The sequence below is a fragment of the Kitasatospora herbaricolor genome (assembly GCF_030813695.1).
Taxonomy (GTDB): Bacteria; Actinomycetota; Actinomycetes; order Streptomycetales; family Streptomycetaceae; genus Kitasatospora; species Kitasatospora herbaricolor.
In genome coordinates this window covers 6,579,584-6,596,564 of record NZ_JAUSVA010000002.1, presented here as the reverse complement: position 1 = coordinate 6,596,564, position 16,981 = coordinate 6,579,584, and the positions used below count along the sequence as shown (strand labels likewise).

Here is a 16,981-nt window from a genome sequence, read left to right as displayed (position 1 = left end):
AGTGCGGCTCCCGGTCCCCCGGGGCGGCCGTCCCGGCCCGGTGGGCGCGGTCCAGGTGGTACCTGCCGCCGCGAACGAATTTCGGCATGTTCGGTGGACTGCCGATGCGAATGGAAAGGAAGCAGGCAAATTCAGACAATACCGAACGCTGGCTTTTTTCCTGGCAGTTGACGTGCCACTTCATTCCACCCGCCCATTAATAGGAATGTCCGACTTGAAGCCTCGTCCTATTCGGTTGAGGTGCGAATACGGCAGCACCTTCGCGGCGAGCATTCACGGCTGGTAGAACGATCAGATCCGCCCCGGGACACGGTCCCCGCCGCGCCCGGCTGTCCGCCCGGCCCGGTCCGCCCGCACAACCGTCCGGTACAGCTCCTCGACCTGCTCCACCACCGCCCGGACGTCGTGGCGCGCCGTCACGTGCGCCCGGGCCGCCGCCCCCCGCCGTTCGCATTCGATCGGATCCGCCAGCGCCCGCGCGATCCCCGTGGCCAGCGCGAGCGGATCCTCCGCCGGCACCGTCCCGCCCGCCCGCTCCGACGGCGGCAGGCACTCCCGGGCGCCCGGCACGTCGGTCAGCAGGACGGGCCGGCCGGCCGCCATCGCCTCCAGCGGCGCCAGCGCCATCCCCTCCCAGCGCGAGGGCAGCACCACCAGGTCGGCCGCCGCCAGCCAGGGGCGCGGATCCGGCACGTCCCCGGCCGCCCTGACCCGGAACGGCTCCGCCAACTCCCTTACCGTGGCGGCCAGCAAGGCCTCGTCCGGGCCGCCGCCGACCAGCGCCAGCCGGGCCGCCGGCACCCGCGCCAGCACCTGCGGCCAGGCCGCGAGCAGGACGTCCTGGCCCTTCTGGCGGCAGAGCCGGCCGACGCAGACCGCGAGCGGCGCCTCCAGGTCCAGGCCCAGCGACATCCGGGCCGCCCGCCGGTCGGCGGGCGTGTGGTGGCGTACGTCCACGCCGTTCGGGACGACCGTCCAGCGCGCCCGGACCCCGGCGGCCTCGCCGTCCCGTCGCTCCTGCTCGCTGACGCAGAGCACCCGGTCCGCCCAGCGGGCCGCGTACCGCTCCCAGCGCAGGGTGGCCGCCGCCAGCGGGCCGTCCACCGCCGCGAACGACCAGGCGTGCGGCTGGAAGACGGTCGGTACCGCCCCCCGGACGGCCAGCCGGCCGGCCAGTCCCGCCTTGGCGCTGTGCAGGTGGAGCACGTCCGGCTGCGCGTCCCGGACGATCCGGCGCAGCCGCCAGGCCTCGGCCGCGGTCGCCGGGCCGGGCGAGCGGCGGGCCGGCCAGTCCCGCACCAGCGCCCCCGCCGCGGCGGCCTCGGGCTCCAGCCGGCCGCCGCCCGGGCAGGCCACCAGCACCCGGTGGCCCGCCTCGCGCTGGCCGCGGACCAGGTCGACCAGCACCCGGGCGACCCCGCCGTCGACGGGCTGGGCGATGTGAAGGATCGTCATAGACACGGCCGCGAGCCTAGGGTCCGGCCACCGCCGCCGAACCCCTCCGCCGCCCGCCCGGGACGGCTTCCACCCGTACGGCGCCGACGGCCGTACGGGTGTCCGGGGCGCTCGAACGGGCTTGCCCGCCGGGCGGGTTGTGCCCGGGAGCCGGGCGGGTCCGTCGCCGCGGCCGTCGGCCCCGGTCGGACGAACGGGCCGGACGAACGGGCCGGCCCGGGGCTCGGGCGACCGACCGGCCGGCCGGGCCGTCAGCCGCTGGTCAGCGGACCTCGTCCGCGAGGGCGGCCAGCACCTGGTCGTGGATCCGGTTGAGGCCCTTCGGGGCGAAGGTCCGCTCGAAGAAGCCGCCGATGCCGCCCGCGCCCTGCCAGGTGGTCTCCACCGTCACCTTGGCCCGGCCCTCGCCGGCCGCCGAGACCGTCCAGGTGATCACCATGCTGGAGTTGGCGTCGCTCTCCACCAGCTTCTCCGGGCTGGGCGAGGTGACGGTGAAGAGGCAGTCCCGCACCCGCTTCTCGGTGGCCTGCAGCCGCCAGTGCACCTCGGTGCCCGCGCCGGTGCCGCCCGCCCGCACCTCGTACTCGCTGTACTGCGCGGGCAGCAGCTTCGGGCGGGTCACCTGGTAGTCGGCGAGGGCCTCGTACACCCGCTCGGGGGAAGCCTCGTAGACCCGCTCGGTGGTGGCGTACACCTGTCCCATGACCTTGCACTCCTCGACTGGAATCCGGTATCTCCGGCAAGCCAACCACCGGCGCGGCCCGGCACCAAACCGGCGCGGCCGGGCCGGCCGGGCGGCTGGGGCGCCGGCCGGCCGGGTGCCGGGGCCCGGTCAGACCAGCCGCAGGCCGCCGGTCCGCTGCGCCCTGGCCTCCCCCAGTCGCAGCGCCAGCACCGCACCGGCGAGCAGCAGGACGCAGAGTACGGCCAGCCGGGCCAGCGCCGGCGCCAGCTCGCCCAGGCCCTGACGCTCCAGCAGGGCGCCGCGCACCACCGCCAGGCTGCCGGTCAGCGGCAGCGCCGCGCCGAGCACCCGGAGCACGCCGGGCAGCGCGAACACCGGCAGCCGGACACCGCCGACGAACCACATCGGGTCGTCCAGCACGGTGTAGACGAAGGTGGAGTCCCGGGAGAACACCATCAGGCTGTTGAGCAGCGCGCCCCAGGCCATCGCCGGCAGCAGCAGGGCCAGCAGCACCACGGGGTACATCCAGGGGCCGGCCACCTGGAGGCTGCCGAAGCCGAAGGCGGCCGCGCCGAGGAAGCAGGTGAGCAGCCAGGCGTTCTGCAGCAGCGCGCCGGCGCCGTTGGCGAGCATCAGCACCACCCGGCCGGCGGGTGAGAGGAAGAGCAGTTCGAGGGTGCCGGTGGTCCGCTCGTAGGAGAAGTTCCAGGCGGACTGCACCAGGGAGAAGAAGAACGCCCAGGCGAGCGCGCCGGTGGCGAGGAAGCCGAGCAGCTTCGCCGGGTCGGCGGCGAGCGGCCACCGGGCGGCGGCCGCCGATCCCGCCGCGATCGGGTGCAGGGTGTAGTAGGTGGCGGCGAGCTGGAGGAGCGGCCAGATCAGCATGGAGGCCACCACCAGCGGCTGCCCGAACATGGTCCGGTGCTGCTTGAGCGCCTCGGCGGCGAACACCTTTCCGGCGTGGCGCAGTTCGGTGCGGGCCCGGCGGGCGGCCGGCCGGAGGGGACGCGGCCGGCGGGGCGGTCGGACGGGGCCGGGGCCGCCGGGCCGGCCGGGCTCGCCGGGCCGCAGCGGCAGCAGCCGGTCGGCGAGCGGCAGCAGCAGGGCCTCGGTGCTGGGCAGGGCGCCCGGGTCCCGGGAGTGCCCGCTCACGCCGCCACCTCCGCGCCGGCGCCCGCCCGGTCGGCCGGGCCGGGGCCGGGGCCGGGGCCGGGGCCGGGGCCGGGGCCGGGGCCGGGGCCGGGGCCGCGCCCGGCGCCGCCGTCGGCGAGCGCGAGGATGGCGTCCTCCAGGCTGGCCTCGGTGACCTCCAGGCCGCCGATCGCCCCGCCCGCCCCGACGACGGCCCCGGCCAGCGGGCCGGCGATGTCCTCGGGGTGGTGGACGGTCACCAGCAGGCCCCCCTCCGCGGTCGGGGCGAGCTGCGGCTCGGTGCCGATCCCGCGGACGAACTCGGTGATCCGGTCGGTGAGTTCGGGCGACGGATTGGTGACGGTGACCCGGACGGCCCGGTGGCTGCCGGTGGCCGCCTTGAGCTCGGCCGGGCTGCCCTCGGCCAGGTGCCGGCCGTCGGCGATCACGTAGACGTGCCGGCAGAGCTCCTCGACCTCGGCCAGGTAGTGCGAGGTGAGCAGGACGCCCCGGCCCTCGGCGGCGAGCTCGGCGACGACCCGGCGCAGGTCGCGGGCGATCGGGGCGTCCAGGCCGAGGGTGGGCTCGTCGAGCAGCAGGTACGCGGGGTCGTTGACCAGCCCGCGGGCGATCGACAGCCGCTGGGCCATGCCGCGCGAGTAGCGCTCGACCGGGACGTCGGCGGCGTGGCCGAGGCCGACGAGGTCCAGCAGTTCACCGGTCCGGCGGCGCAGGACCGGGGTCGGCACGTCGTAGAGCCGGCCGAAGTAGCGCAGGTTCTCGGCACCGGTGAGCTTGCCGTAGACCATCCGCTCGCCGCCGGCGATCAGGTTGATCCGGCGGCGGGCCTCCCGGGCGTGCTGGACCAGGTCGAGGCCGTCCAGGGTGACGGTGCCCGAGGTGGGGCGCAGCAGGGTGGCGAGGATCTTGATGGTGGAGGTCTTGCCGGCGCCGTTGAGGCCCAGCAGACCGGTCACCCGGCCGGGCGGGATCAGCAGGTCGAGGCCGTCCACGGCGGTCTTCTCCAGGCGCGGACCGAACAGGCCCTTCTCCCGGGCCCGGAAGGTCTTGCGGAGGTCGTGGGTGCGGATCACGTCAGTAACTCCGTTCGACGGCACGGCGTTCGGCGCCGGGCAGGACGAGCAGGCCGAGCAGCAGGTACCCGGCGCCGAGGGCGAGGCAGGTGAGGAGCCGCGGTGCGAGGTCGGCGAGGCCGGCGCCGTGCGAGAGGGCGCCGCGCAGCACGTCCATCGCCGAGGTGACCGGCAGGGTCTCGGCCAGCCAGCGGGCGGGCGCGGGCAGGTAACTGTTGGGGAAGGTGACGCCACAGAGCAGGGAGACGGCGAGGAAGACGGTGTTCTGCGAGATGTGCGCCTCCCCCGCGACGATCATCAGGGCGCCGAGGACGACCGAGACGGCGAAGACCGCGAAGGCCAGGGCCAGGACCCCGGCGAGGGCGGCGAGCGGCTGGCAGGCGGGCAGGGTGATGCCGAGCAGGGCCGCGAAGCCGCCGAGCAGGCCCACCTCCACCACGGTGTTGGCCAGCGCGAACCCGGTGAAGCCCAGCAGGTAGGGCAGCCGGCCGGCGGGGGCGACGAGCAGCGCGCCGAGGGTGCCCTGGCGCTGTTCGGTGATCAGCGCCTTGCTGCTCCAGAGCAGCAGCCGGACGGTGAACATGAAGGCGCCGGCGCCGATCGCGATGTAGCCGAGGTAGTCGGCGCCGCCGGTGCGGGCGGTGAAGTCGGCGGCCACCGTGCCGCCGCCGATGGCGTGCAGCGCGAGGTAGGAGAGGCCGATGGTGAGGACGCCGGTCAGCAGGCAGCCGACGGCGTAGGACCAGGGGTAGGCCCGGCTGGTCATGGTCCAGGTGCGGCGCAGGGTCGCCCAGGCGACGGGCATGCGGCTCCTTCCGGATGTCAGGGCGGGGCGGTCGGGACGGTGGGGCCGTCGGGGCGGGGCGGTCGGGACGGTGGGGCCGTCGGGGCGGACGGTTTCACGGCCGCAGGCGCCCGGGGCGCTCGACGGGTGGCGGCGGGCGTGGCGGCGGGCGTGCCCCGGCGGGCGCCATGAGTTCCGATTGGGAACTTACTAGTTCCCTTTTGAAACTCGCAAGCCCGGTGCGAGGATGGGGAGCCCGCCGGCGCCGCGCCGGCCCGCGGACGAGCGGGCCGGAGAAGGCACCGGCCGGGGAGGGGCCGGCCCGAAGCCACCGGCCCGCGAAGGAGGAGCGGCCGTGCCCAGAGCAGTGCCCGAACGCGACGCGGACTGCGCGATCGCCCAGTCCGCGGCCGTGATCGGCGACTGGTGGAGCATCCTGGTGGTCCGCGAGGTGGCCCGCGGCCGGCTGCGCTTCGACGACCTCCAGCACGAGCTCGGCATCTCCCGCAAGGTGCTCACCGAACGGCTGGTCCACCTCGGCGAGAGCGGCGTCCTGGAGCGGGTGCCCTACCAGCGGGGCCCGGTCCGCTACGAGTACCGGCTGACCGAGGCCGGGCGCGGACTGCTCCCGGTCCTGGTCACCATGCAGGACTGGGCCGACCGCTGGCTGCTCGGCGACGGCACGCTCTCCGGCTCCGCCGCGCCGGACAGCGCCGAGGCGGCCCGGATGCTCGCCCTGCCCGGCACCCGGCTGCCGGCGCTCACCCTGCCCGCGCACACCGGCATCGAGCTGGACCCGGTCGACCCGGCGGCGGCCGTCACGGTGCTGTTCTGCTACCCGGCGACCGGCCGGCCCGCCCCGCTGCCCGCGGAGTGGAACGCCGTCCCGGGCGCGGTCGGCTGCACCCTGGAGAACCGGCTGTTCCGCGACGCGTACCCGGACTTCCGGGCGGCCGGCGCGGCCGTGCACGGCGTCAGCACCCAGCGACCGGACGAGCAGCGGGCGTTCGCCACCGCGGAGGACCTGCCGTTCGCCCTGCTGTCCGACGCCGACGTCCGGCTGGCGGCGGCGCTGCGGCTGCCCACCTTCCACGTGGGCCAAGGCCTGCGGCTGAAGCGGTCCGTCCTGGTGGTGGACCGCGAGCGGGTGGTCCGGCACGTGGTCTTCCCGGTCGCGGACATCCCGGCGGCCGTCGACCGGGCCCTCGCGGTGGCGCGGGCGGTGGCCGGCGAAGCTCCGGCAGCCCTTCCGGCCGGGCCGCCGGCCGCCTCCTCCTCGGCCGGGTAAACCGTTCGCGGTCGGACCGGGCCCGCAGGCTATGGTGGCCGGTGTGCTCGATCAGGTGACCGCAGTCCGCTATGTCGACCCGCTCCGCGCGGGCGGGTCCGTCCCCGGCGTCGTCGAGACCGACGACCTGGGCACGTACGTGGTGAAGTTCACCGGCGCCGCGCAGGGCCGCAAGGCGCTGGTGGCCGAGGTGATCGTCGGCGAACTGGCCCGCCGGCTGGGCCTGCGGGTGCCGCCGCTGGTGCTGGTCGACTTCGACCCGGCGGTGGGCGCGGACGAGCCCGATGCCGAGATCCAGGACCTGCTGCGCTCCAGCGGCGGCCTCAACCTGGGGATGGATCTGCTCCCCGGCGCCCGCGACTTCCGGCCCGGCATGATCGACGTCGACCCCGCCGAGGCCGGCCGGGTGGTCTGGCTGGACGCCCTGACCGCCAACGTCGACCGGACGGTCCACAACCCCAACCTGATGGTCTGGCACGGCCGGCTCTGGCTGATCGACAACGGCGCCGCGCTGGTCTTCCACCACCGCTGGGCCGGCGCCGCGGCCGGCGTGAGCCGGCGCTACGACCTCAGCGACCACGCCCTCGGCGGCTACCGACCCGATGTCGCCCGGGCCGACGCCGAGCTGGCCCCGCTGGTCACCCCCGCCCTGCTGCGCGAGGTGCTCGCCCTGGTGCCGGACGCCTGGCTCGCCGACGAGCCGGGCTTCGGCTCGCCCGCCGAGCTGCGCGAGGCGTACGTCGGCCACCTCTCCGCCCGGGCGGCCGACTCGGCGGCCTGGCTGCCGGAGGGGTTCGCCACCCCGGAGCAGCAGCGCGCGGCCGAGGCCCGGCGCGCGGCGGTCACCCGGGCGGGCCGGCCCGCCTGGCTGCAGCAGGTGCCGGACCTGCACGGGCAGCCGGCCGTCGAGATCGACGGCCGGGGCCACTTCGGCTGACCGGCCCGGCCGGCGGACCGGACCGACGGACCCCGGCCGCCGTACGGCCGCCGGGCACGGCGGAGACCGCCGGTACGACCACGTACGGGGGAGCCGGCCCGCGACGGACCGGCTCCCCCTGTTGCTCACCGCCCCGCCCGTTCCCGGCGGGTCCCGTGGTCGGTCAGCGCGTCAGCGCCACCACTGGACCGCCTTCTGGGCGTTGATGATGCCGGCCCCGTAGAAGCCGTTGTCGTTCTCGCCGCCCTCGCAGGTGGCGGTCCAGGCACCGGCGCCGCCCGGGTTGTACGGGACGGTCGGGCAGGCGTGCGACTCGGCCTGGTTGAGCAGCAGCTCGGTCAGCTCCTCCGGGTCGGCCCAGGGGAAGGTGCTGGCGAGCAGCGCCACCACGCCGGTGGTGTGCGGGGACGCCATCGACGTGCCCTGCTTGTAGCCGTAGCCGCCGCCGGTGACGGTGGACAGTACCCGGCCGTTCTTGTCCGGGGTGTCCGGGAGCTGGTAGCGGGCGTCGCCGCCGGGGGCGGCGACGGTGGCCACGCCCTTGCCGTAGCTGGAGTAGTAGGACTTCTCCCCGTTGACGCCGACGGAGGTGGTGACGATGACGCCGGGCAGCTCGGTCGGCAGCGAGAGGCAGCTCTGGTCGACCGGGCGGGTGCCCGGGGTGGTGTCGTCCGGGCTGCTGGTGTCGACGGTCTTGTGGGCCAGGTCGATGTTCTCGTTGCCGGCCGCGGCGACGTTGAGCACGCCGTTGCGCTGCGAGAAGGCGACCGCCCGGCGGACGGCGGTGGTGATCGCCGCCTGGTCCGGGTCGTTCTTGCAGTTGAACAGCCACGGGTCGATGTAGTAGCTGTTGTTGGTCACCTTGAAGTGGTGCTCACCCGCCCAGACGAAGCCGCAGATCGCGTACTCGGGGTAGATGAACCCGCCGTCGTCGACGACCTTGACCGAGGCGAGCCGGACGTTCGGGGCGATGCCCACGATGCCCTTGCCGTTCTTGGCGGCCGCGATCGTCCCGGCGACGTGCGTGCCGTGGTCGCTGGTGGTCGGCTGCCAGGCCTGCCAGGCGGTGTTGGGCCTGCCGCCGTCGATGCAGGAGACCGACTGCGAGGCGTCCACGTTGGCGGCGAGGTCCTCGTGGGTGGCCTCGATGCCGGAGTCCAGGACGCCGACCGTGACGTCACGGCTGCCGAGCGAGATCTTGTGGGCCTTGTCCACGCCGATCTGGCGCATGTCCCACTGGTTGGCCTCCAGCGGCTCGCTGCCGTCGGCCGGCGCGGCGGCCGGGACGGTGGCGGCCTCGGTGGCCTCGACGTCGCTCTGCAGGATGCCCGCCGTCCGGCTGGCGCCGACCGAGTCGACGCCCTTGGCCGGGCGGAGCCTGGCCGCGAACTGGGTGTCGGTGGAGCGGGCGATCACCACGCCGATCTGCTCGTACGACTGGACCACCGTGCCGCCGAGGGCGGCGATCGCCTGTTCGACCTTCTGGACCTGGCCGTGGTTGGCCTTGGTGTTGACCACGTAGCTGATCAGCGGCCCGGTCGTGCCGGCGGCCGCGGGGGTGGCCGCGGCGGCCGCGCCGGCCGGCAGCGCGAGTGCGCCGGCCGTGGCGAGGGTGAGACCCACCACCGCGAGCCGGGTCGGGCGTATCCGCTGAACTCTCATAGGGGTTGACCCTCCGGAGACTCGGATGCACCTGCTGGTTGGCTGGTGCACGGGAATGATCGGGACGTTAGTGAACAGCCGTCGCAATCCGCAAGAGGTTGACACGTCCCCACCACATTCCGGCCACATGGGAAGGGCGCACGGCCCGGATCGTCCCGGCCGTGCGCCCAACTCTCCGTACCGACAGGCCCGTCGGGTGCTCCCAGGAATCCCGGGGGCCGCTGTCGTCAGGAGTTGAAGAGATCCCCGTAGGTCGCCATCGCGGTCGCGATGTCGGCCTGCGCCCAGAACCGGTGGTAGGTGAAGACCGGGGCCGGACCGCCGTTCAGGTAGCTCTGCACCTTGGCGAAGGACGGGTCGTTCTTGTACCAGGAACGGATCGACAGGAAGGTGGACGAGGAGTTGACCGCGTCACCGTTGGGCATGGTGCCCGTCCAGCCGGACGGCACCGACAGGGAGTCGGCGAACCGGCTGTAGTCCGTGCGGGTCTCGGGCACCGCGATGCCCAGCGCGTCCTGGCTGTTGCCCCACATGCCGTCGAGCAGCTTCTGCGCGGCCGTCTTCGCCGCCGCGCTGCCGGACTTGGCCGCGTAGTAGGAGAGCAGCTTGGCGTACGAGCCCGCCACGCCGACGTCCTTGGTGTAGTCCACGACGCTCACGTGCAGGCCCGTGTTGGCGCCCGGCGAGGCCGCGTTCCAGTTGTCCGGCTTGCCGGTCCAGGCCAGCGTGGACGGGATCTGGTAGCTGCCGTCCGCGTTGAAGGTGGTCTTGGACAGCGCCCAGCTCACCCACTTGTCGAGCACGGCCTTGGCCTTGGCGTCGCCGCTCGCGTAGTAGTACTCCGCGACCCGTTCCATGCCCCAGGCCTGGAACCCGAACCACTGGTTGCTCGGCGGGTCGTGGTAGACCGGCGCCTCGTCGTAGTACATCCCGTAGAAGGTCGGCGTGCCGGTCGGCGGGGTCGCGTAGCTTCCCTCCCAACTGTTGGTCGCACCACCGGAGATGGCGCCTTCACTGGACTGCAGCCACTGGATGAACTCCATCTGCCGGCCCAGACTGGTGGTCCAGTCCGTCTTGCCGGTGGCCGACTTGGGCGCCAGCGCGGCGTCGTTGACCAGGGCGTAGGCCGCCATCGGGTTCTGGTAGCCGCCGTGCGCGGCGCTGTCGCCGATCCGCCAGGCCCAGCCGGCGTTGGTGTCGCTCGCCCCGCCCCAGGCGTAGTACCAGGAGAGCAGGTAGTGCGAGGAGTCCTTGCCGGAGCCGGCCGCGCACGCGCTGGGACCGACGCAGTTGCCGATCTTCTTGAAGTACTTGTCGTACATCGCGTAGCGCAGGTAGTCGCCCATCTTGCCGGCCTTGGCGACCGTGCCGGCCACCGTGGCGCCGTTGCCCTGCGCCTTGGCCCAGGTGTCCGCCCAGTAGGCGGCCTGGATGGCCCGGGCGTCCGCGTCCGGCGCGTCGGTGTACTTCCACTGCTTGGCGTACGAGGAGTCCTTGACGAACAGGTCCAGGTAGCCGTTCTTGCCGCCGTAGGCGAACTTGTCGCAGGTCGGCTGGGGGACGGTCTCCCAGACCGACTCCTGCGCGCCGCGCTGGTAGGTGTTGATGTAGGACGGCCCGGTGTCGGTCGGCCCGGCCTCGCACTTGCCCGGCGCGTTGCCGTAGCCGTACACGTTGTCCACGTCCTGCAGCCAGTGCATGCCGTAGATGTCGCTGGTGCCGTAGGTGCTGCTGAGTTCGGCCGCGATGGGGTCCTGGCCCGCCGTCACCGAGGTGTCCAGCTGCGCCGGGTAGTCGCTCGGCAGCGGACGCTCGGGGGCGTAGGTCGCGGGCTTGGCGGCGTTGTAGAAGCTGTTGGTGGGCTGGTCCGCGTGGGTGGGGATCATGTACGTCTCCATGAGCGTCCACGCCGCGTTGAACTTCGTCCAGTCCTTGGTGACCCGGCCGTACTGGGCCTCAAGCCAGATCAGGTAGCTGTACGCCTCCGAGGTGGTCTCGTGCCCCTGGTCCGGCGCCTCCACCAGCAGGGTCTCCACCGAGTGGTACGGGATGCCCTCCGGCGAGAAGTAGCCGTTCGCCGGGTCCTTGATCTTGTTGTAGAGCTGCAGGAAGCGGTCGTTGTACACCCCGCTGGCGGCGGCCAGCTCGGTCACCGTGACGGTCGAGGCCGTGTGGCCGGGGGCCGTGGAGGTGAAGGTCGCCGAGCCGGTGCCGGTGGCGTCGGCGGTCAGCGTGACGGTCTGCGGGGTGGACCAGTCGGCCGGGGTGAAGGTGAGCGTGGCGCCCCCGGTGACCGACAGCCCGGTGTTGCCGGCCGTGCGGGCGGTGGTGACGGTGACGTTCGCCGCCGGCTGCGCCGACAGCTTCAGGGCGAAGGTGCCGGTCTTGCCCTGGGCCACGGACACGGCGGACGGCACCGCGGAGACGGCCGGGCCGGCCGCCACCGTGATGCCGGCCGGCGCCGACTCCCCGGTCGCACCGGTGCTGTCGTACGCCTTGGCGTAGACCGAGTGGCTGCCGGCGGCGGCACCGGTCCAGGTGAAGCTGTACGGCGCGGTGGTGTCGCTGCCCAGCAGGGTGGTGTTGTCGTAGAAGTCGACCCGGCTGATGCTCGCGCCGTCGGAGGCCGAGACGGTGGCGGCGATCGGCACCGCCGCCCCGGCGGCGTAACTCGCCCCGGGGGCCGGGCTGGTGAGCGTGGTGACCGGCGCCTGGTGGGCGCCGGTGCAGGTGGTGCCGTTGACCGCGAACGCGGTCGGTGCCGCGTTGGTGCCGCTGTAGGCGAAGTTGGCGCCGGCCGAGACCGAACCGCCTGGCGCGATGGTGGCGTTGTACGACAGGTTGGTGACGCTGACGTTCTTGCCGCTCTGGGCCCAGGTGCCGTTCCAGCCGGTGCCGGAGAGGGTCTGGTTGCCGGTGTAGGCGTAGGTCAGCTGCCAGCCGCTGATCGCGGCGGTGCCCTTGTTGTTGACGGCGACGTTGGCGGTGAAGCCGCTGCCCCAGTCGTTGGTGGTCCAGTCGACCGTGCACTGGACGGCGGCCGCCGAGGCGGGCGCGCCGACGGCGGTGGTCAGGCCGGTGGCGAGCAGGGCGAGCGAGACACCGAGCGAGCCGGTGAGACGCCTTCCGGGCGTGCGGGGGCGCAGGGTGGGTGGTGACAAGACGGGCTCCATGGGGTGGGGGTGAGCGGGTCGTTGCCTTGCATGCCTTGCGTTCGCGAGCCGTTGCGCCCGGCGGGTGCCGGGCGCTCCCGCTTGCGGCTGTGGGAGCGCTCCCAAGAATCGGACTGCCCGCAAGGGGTGTCAAGAGGGTGCGCACGCGTTCCTGACAAGTCCCATGTGGTGGACAAATGCCAAGTCAGAAAGGGGAGATGGATTGTCAGGCCGATGACTGGTCGCTATCTTCCTCACCGGGACGTGGGAGCGCGCCCATGAAAATTCTTGATCTGATCTGTCTTGGCACCCCTAGGAGCAAACCCATGTCCGTCCGCAGGAAAGCCCTCGCGATGGGATCGGCGCTGGCCGCGGCCGTCGCCGCGACCGTCGCCATGGTGGGCCCCGGCAGCGCCGCCGCGGCCACCGTCGCCTGTACCGTCGACTGGTCGACCAACGACTGGGGCAGCGGCTTCACCGCCAACGTGAAGGTCAACAACCTCGGCACCGCCCCCGTCAACGGCTGGCAGCTGACGTACGCCTACACCGGCAACCAGACCCTCTCCGGCACCGGCTGGAGCGGCACCTGGGCCCAGAGCGGCAAGAACGTCAGCGTCACCAACCTGTCCTGGAACGCCGTCGTCGCCCCGGGCGCCTCGGTCACGGCCGGCGCCAACTTCGCCTACAGCGGCGTCAATTCGGCCCCCACCTCGTTCGCGGTGAACGGGCTCGCCTGCACCGGCGCCGGGACGGTCAGCCCCTCCCCGACGGCCTCCGCCTCGCCGACCGCCACCGCTTCACCGACCGCCACCGCCTCGCCCACCGCCACGGCTTCGCCGACCGCGACCGCCAGCCCCACCGCCACACCCACCGGCACGCCCACCGGCACCGGCGCCGCGCCGGCCCTGCACGTCGCCGGGAACACCCTGGCCGACGCCGCCGGCCGGACGGTCACCCTGCACGGGGTCAACCGCTCCGGCACCGAGTTCATGTGCGTCCAGGGCTACGGCTTCTTCGATGGACCGGTGGACGCCGCCTCGGTGGCCGCCATCAAGAGTTGGAAGGTCAACGCCGTCCGCGTCCCGCTCAACGAGGACTGCTGGCTCGGCGCGTCCAACGTCAAGCCCGAGTACGGCGGCGCCAACTACCGTGCCGCGATCAAGACCTGGGTCGACACCCTGCGCACCAACGGCATCACCCCGATCGTCGAGATGCACTGGAGCCACGGCCTGTACACCGGCAACTCCTCGGGCTGCTCCGACGTGAACGCCACCTGCCAGAAGCCGATGCCCGGCGCCGAGGCGGTGCCGTTCTGGACGTCGGTCGCCGACACCTTCAAGGGCGACACCTCGATCGTCTTCGACCTGTTCAACGAGCCCTACGCGGACCGCGCCGTCTCCTCGCTCCCGCAGGCCTGGCTCTGCTGGCGCGACGGCGGCAGCGCCTGCCCCGGCATCTCGTACCCGGTCAGCGGCATGCAGAAGCTGGTCGACACCGTGCGCGCGACCGGCGCGAAGAACGTCATCCTGCTCGGCGGGCTCGCCTACTCCAACGACCTCGGCCAGTGGCTCGCCCACAAGCCGGCCGACCCGACCGGCAACCTCGGCGCCGCCTTCCACGTGTACAACTTCAACACCTGCTCCACCGTCTCCTGCTTCGACTCCACCCTGGCGCCGGTGGCCGCCCAGGTGCCGCTGATGGCCGGTGAGATCGGCGAGAACGACTGCGCCCACGGCTTCGTCGACCAGGTGATGTCCTGGCTCGACGCCAAGAAGCTCTCCTACCTCGGCTGGACCTGGAACACCTGGGACTGCGGCTCCGGCCCGTCCCTGATCAGCAACTTCGACGGCACCCCGACCAACTTCGGCGTCGGCGTGCGCGACCACTTGCGCGCGATCGGCTGAGCCCGCGGCGCCGGCCGGGCACGAGGGGGCAGCCTCCCGTGCCCGGCCGGCGCCGGCGTCCCGTCCGGCGGCCCCCGCCCGACCCAGGGACGAGCGCGGGTTCAGAGCCGGTAGAGGCGGCGCGCGTTCCCGGCCGAGAGCAGCCGGCCGATCCGGGTCACGTCCCCGGCGGAGCAGGCGCCGTCCGCCCGCCAGGACGCCAGCAGCGCCCCCAGGCCGTGCCGGAACTGGGCGGCGCCCACCAGGTGCAGTTCGGGCAGGCCGTACCCGTCGGTGGAGAACAGCAGCTTGCCGAACGGCGCCAGCTCCAGCATCTCGCCGAGCACCCCCGCCACCCTCGGCCCGACGTACGAGGCTGTCAGCCCGAGGTCCGCGTACACCTGCGGGAAGGCCTGCGCGAGCCAGGCGGCCTGCCGGTGGTAGGGGTAGCCGTGCAGCAGCACCAGCGGGACACCGGTGGGCTCCGCCGCACGGACGAAATCGGCCAGCAGCGCGGGGTCGGCCCGGTGCAGGGTGAGATCCGGGTCGCCGAACCCGGTGTGCAGCTGGATCGGCAGCCCCGGGCCGGCGCAGGCGTCGAGCGCCGTCCAGAGCAGATGGCGCAGCAGGACCGGGTCCGTGAGCCGGCCGCCGCCGGCCCGCAGCCGGGCCCCGGCCGCCGCCACCACCTCGCGGTCGGTGGGCCGCTCGGCCGGGATGTCGAGTCCGTGCCGGTAGGCCAGCACGGACTTCAGCGCGACGGCGCCGCCCTCGACCGCCGCGCCGACCGCCACCCGGACGGCGCCCGGCCAGGCCGCCGCGGCCGGGTCGAGGGCCTCGGCGAGAGCCTCCAGCCGGACCACCTCCCGGACGTCCGCGCCGGTCAGCGTGGCGAACTCCGGCAACGGCAGCAGCGGGCGGCCGGCGGCAGCGAGCAGTCCGGTGTCGACCAGGCAGGTGTCGAGGCCGGCGGCGGCGAGCAGCAGGCGGGTGGCCTCGGCGGCGCCGAGTTCACGACGGCGGGCCAGGTAGTCGGCGGCGGGGGCGTGCGCGGGCAGGCCGAGCACGGGCGGGCACCAGCGGCGTACGGCGAGGCCGAGGGCGCTGTCCAGCGGCGAGGTGCCGGGGGCCGGCGGGCGGTCCGACTCGGTGAGCAGGCCGGCCAGTTCGTCGTCGTCCAGCTCGCCGTCGAGCACGCTGTGGCAGTGGTGGTCGACCAGGGCCGGCGGACCGGCCTCCCGTCCGTCGTCGCCCGCACCGGCGGCGCCCGTCACGGTGCCGCCCGGCCATTTACCGCCCACCTCGGTACCGCCCACCTCAGTACCGCCAGCGCGTCGCGGCGATGATCTCCTCGGCGCCGCGCCCGGCGAACAGCGCGCTCTCGGCCCGGCGGACGGCCAGCACCGCCCGGTACAGCGGCTCGCCGAGGGCCTCCCGCAGGACGGTCGAGCGCTCGTAGGCGGCGAGGGCCTCGCTCAGGTCCGCGGGCAGCCGGGCGAGCGTGCCGGGGGCCAGCCGGGCCGGGTCGACGGTGGTCTCCGGGGGCAGCCGCAGCCCGCCGTCGATGCCGGCGAGGCCGGCGGCGAGCACCGCGCCGACGGCCAGATAGGGGTTGGCGGCGCCGTCGAAGCACTTGATCTCGGCGTTGGCCGTGTCCGCACGCTCGCCCTCCGAGCCGGTGACCAGGCGCAGCGCGGCCTCCCGGTTCTCCAGCCCCCAGCACCGGTAGGCGCCGGCCCAGCGGGAGGGCACCAGGCGCAGGTAGCCGGCCGGGCTGGGGGTGCCGAGGACGAGGAGTTCGGGGAGCGCGGCGAGCACCCCGGCCAGGAAGGCCTCGGCCTCGCCGGTCAGTCCGTGCGGTCCGGGCCCGCCGTGGGAGAGGTTGCGGCCCTCGCGCCAGAGGCTGAGGTGCAGGTGGGAGCCGTTGCCGACGCCGCCGGGCTCGACGGCGGGCGCGAAGGAGGCGCGCAGCCCGTGCCGGGCCGACACCGCGCGCACGGTGTGCCGGACGAGCACGGAGGTGTCGGCGGCGGCCACCGGCCCCTCGGGGGCGACCGAGACCTCGAACTGTCCGGGCGCGTACTCGGGGTGGATCTGCAGCACGTCGAGGCCCTGCTGCTCCAGGGCCCGCAGGACGTCGCGCAGGTAGTCGGAGAGGTCGGTCAGCCGCTGCAGGCCGTAGGCCGGGCCGGCCGTCGGGTAGCGCGGCTCCTCCTCCGGCGGGCCGGCCAGCGCGGCCACCCACTCCACCTCGATGCCGGCCCGGACGGACAGCCCACGGGCCCGGGCCGCGGCCTCCGCCCGGCGGGCGAACAGGCGCTGGCAGCCCGGGTGCGGGATGTCCTGCTGGGTGTAGCGGTCGGCGGGGGCCCAGGCCCAGCCGGGCTGGGCGGCGAGCGGGACGAGCCGGTCGAGGTCGGGGTACAGCCGCAGGTCGCCGACGACGCCGCTGCCGGCCGGCGGCGCGGCCCGGTCGGGGGCCTCCGCGGTCGGATCCGCCACCGGTTCGGCCGTCGAGTCGTCGACCAGGAAGGCGTCGAAGCAGGGCGCCGCGCCGACGCCCCAGGAGGCGGCGTGAACCAGCCCGCCGACCGGCACGGCCTTGACCCGGGCCAGCCCCGCGTTGTCGACCCAGCCGATCGCGACCGCGTCCACCGCGGCCGTCCGCAGCCGGTCGGTGGCGAGCCGCGCCCGGGCCGCGCGCTCCGCCCTGGGCAGCCGGGTGTCGGCGGCGCTACTCATGGGGCCATGCTTCCGCGCCCGCCGACCGGGCGGTATTCCCCGTACGGGTGGTTTGCGCGGCTCCGGCCCGCGCGGCCGCGGAGCGGACGGGCCGCCGGAGCCGGGCGGCCCGCCTGCGCAGGGCGGCGGCGAATTTCGCGCACGCCCTCTTCCTACTCAACGGTAACT

General features: G+C 74.3%; 12 protein-coding genes. 3 read left to right on the top strand and 9 right to left on the bottom strand.

Translation table 11 applies throughout. From position 1 onward, the window contains the following. Positions 1-291: 291 nt before the first annotated feature. The 5 genes from J2S46_RS28965 to J2S46_RS28945 form a co-directional block, all read right to left on the bottom strand. Entirely contained in the window at positions 292-1,455 is a 1,164-nt protein-coding gene (locus J2S46_RS28965; RefSeq protein ID WP_191289837.1) for a glycosyltransferase, read from the bottom strand. A gap of 262 nt (positions 1,456-1,717) precedes the next feature. After that, the gene (locus J2S46_RS28960; RefSeq protein ID WP_073928796.1) at positions 1,718-2,158 is read right to left on the bottom strand and encodes an SRPBCC family protein; all 441 of its coding nucleotides are present in this window, start codon (positions 2,156-2,158) and stop codon (positions 1,718-1,720) included. Positions 2,159-2,287: 129 nt separating this feature from the next. Next, positions 2,288-3,292 carry an ABC transporter permease gene (locus J2S46_RS28955; RefSeq protein ID WP_229912672.1) on the bottom strand — a complete coding sequence of 335 codons (1,005 nt, stop codon included), beginning with the start codon at positions 3,290-3,292 and terminating at the stop codon, positions 2,288-2,290. Next, a complete protein-coding gene (locus J2S46_RS28950) occupies positions 3,289-4,365 on the bottom strand; it encodes an ABC transporter ATP-binding protein (protein ID WP_191289838.1) in 1,077 nt (358 codons plus the stop codon). Before J2S46_RS28950 ends, J2S46_RS28955 begins: the two co-directional genes overlap by 4 nt. A gap of 1 nt (position 4,366) precedes the next feature. After that, the gene (locus tag J2S46_RS28945) at positions 4,367-5,170 is read right to left on the bottom strand and encodes an ABC transporter permease (protein ID WP_191289839.1); all 804 of its coding nucleotides are present in this window, start codon (positions 5,168-5,170) and stop codon (positions 4,367-4,369) included. Between the two features lie 334 nt (positions 5,171-5,504). Here J2S46_RS28945 and J2S46_RS28940 point away from each other — a divergent pair, with 334 nt between their 5' ends. Beyond that, positions 5,505-6,437 carry a winged helix-turn-helix transcriptional regulator gene (locus tag J2S46_RS28940; protein ID WP_229912673.1) on the top strand — a complete coding sequence of 311 codons (933 nt, stop codon included), beginning with the start codon at positions 5,505-5,507 and terminating at the stop codon, positions 6,435-6,437. 43 nt (positions 6,438-6,480) lie between these two features. Continuing rightward, the gene (locus tag J2S46_RS28935) at positions 6,481-7,374 is read left to right on the top strand and encodes a HipA family kinase (protein ID WP_191289841.1); all 894 of its coding nucleotides are present in this window, start codon (positions 6,481-6,483) and stop codon (positions 7,372-7,374) included. A 171-nt stretch (positions 7,375-7,545) separates the two neighbouring features. Here the strand turns inward: J2S46_RS28935 and J2S46_RS28930 are convergent, their stop codons facing one another. Together J2S46_RS28930 and J2S46_RS28925 are read right to left on the bottom strand one after the other, a co-directional pair. Further along, positions 7,546-9,036 carry a S8 family peptidase gene (locus J2S46_RS28930; protein ID WP_191289842.1) on the bottom strand — a complete coding sequence of 497 codons (1,491 nt, stop codon included), beginning with the start codon at positions 9,034-9,036 and terminating at the stop codon, positions 7,546-7,548. A 227-nt stretch (positions 9,037-9,263) separates the two neighbouring features. After that, positions 9,264-12,197, bottom strand: coding sequence for a glycoside hydrolase family 48 protein (locus J2S46_RS28925; protein WP_229912674.1), 2,934 nt, complete (start codon positions 12,195-12,197; stop codon positions 9,264-9,266). A 317-nt stretch (positions 12,198-12,514) separates the two neighbouring features. Between J2S46_RS28925 and J2S46_RS28920 the strand changes: the two genes are divergently transcribed. Continuing rightward, the gene (locus J2S46_RS28920; RefSeq protein WP_370882257.1) at positions 12,515-14,092 is read left to right on the top strand and encodes a cellulase family glycosylhydrolase; all 1,578 of its coding nucleotides are present in this window, start codon (positions 12,515-12,517) and stop codon (positions 14,090-14,092) included. A 101-nt stretch (positions 14,093-14,193) separates the two neighbouring features. Here the strand turns inward: J2S46_RS28920 and J2S46_RS28915 are convergent, their stop codons facing one another. After that, positions 14,194-15,387: an amidohydrolase family protein gene (locus J2S46_RS28915; RefSeq protein WP_307351610.1), complete on the bottom strand. Its 1,194-nt coding sequence runs from the start codon at positions 15,385-15,387 to the stop codon at positions 14,194-14,196. Between the two features lies 1 nt (position 15,388). Beyond that, positions 15,389-16,813 (bottom strand): type I glutamate--ammonia ligase, encoded by a 1,425-nt coding sequence (locus J2S46_RS28910; RefSeq protein ID WP_191289844.1) that lies wholly within the window; start codon positions 16,811-16,813, stop codon positions 15,389-15,391. Positions 16,814-16,981: the final 168 nt, after the last annotated feature.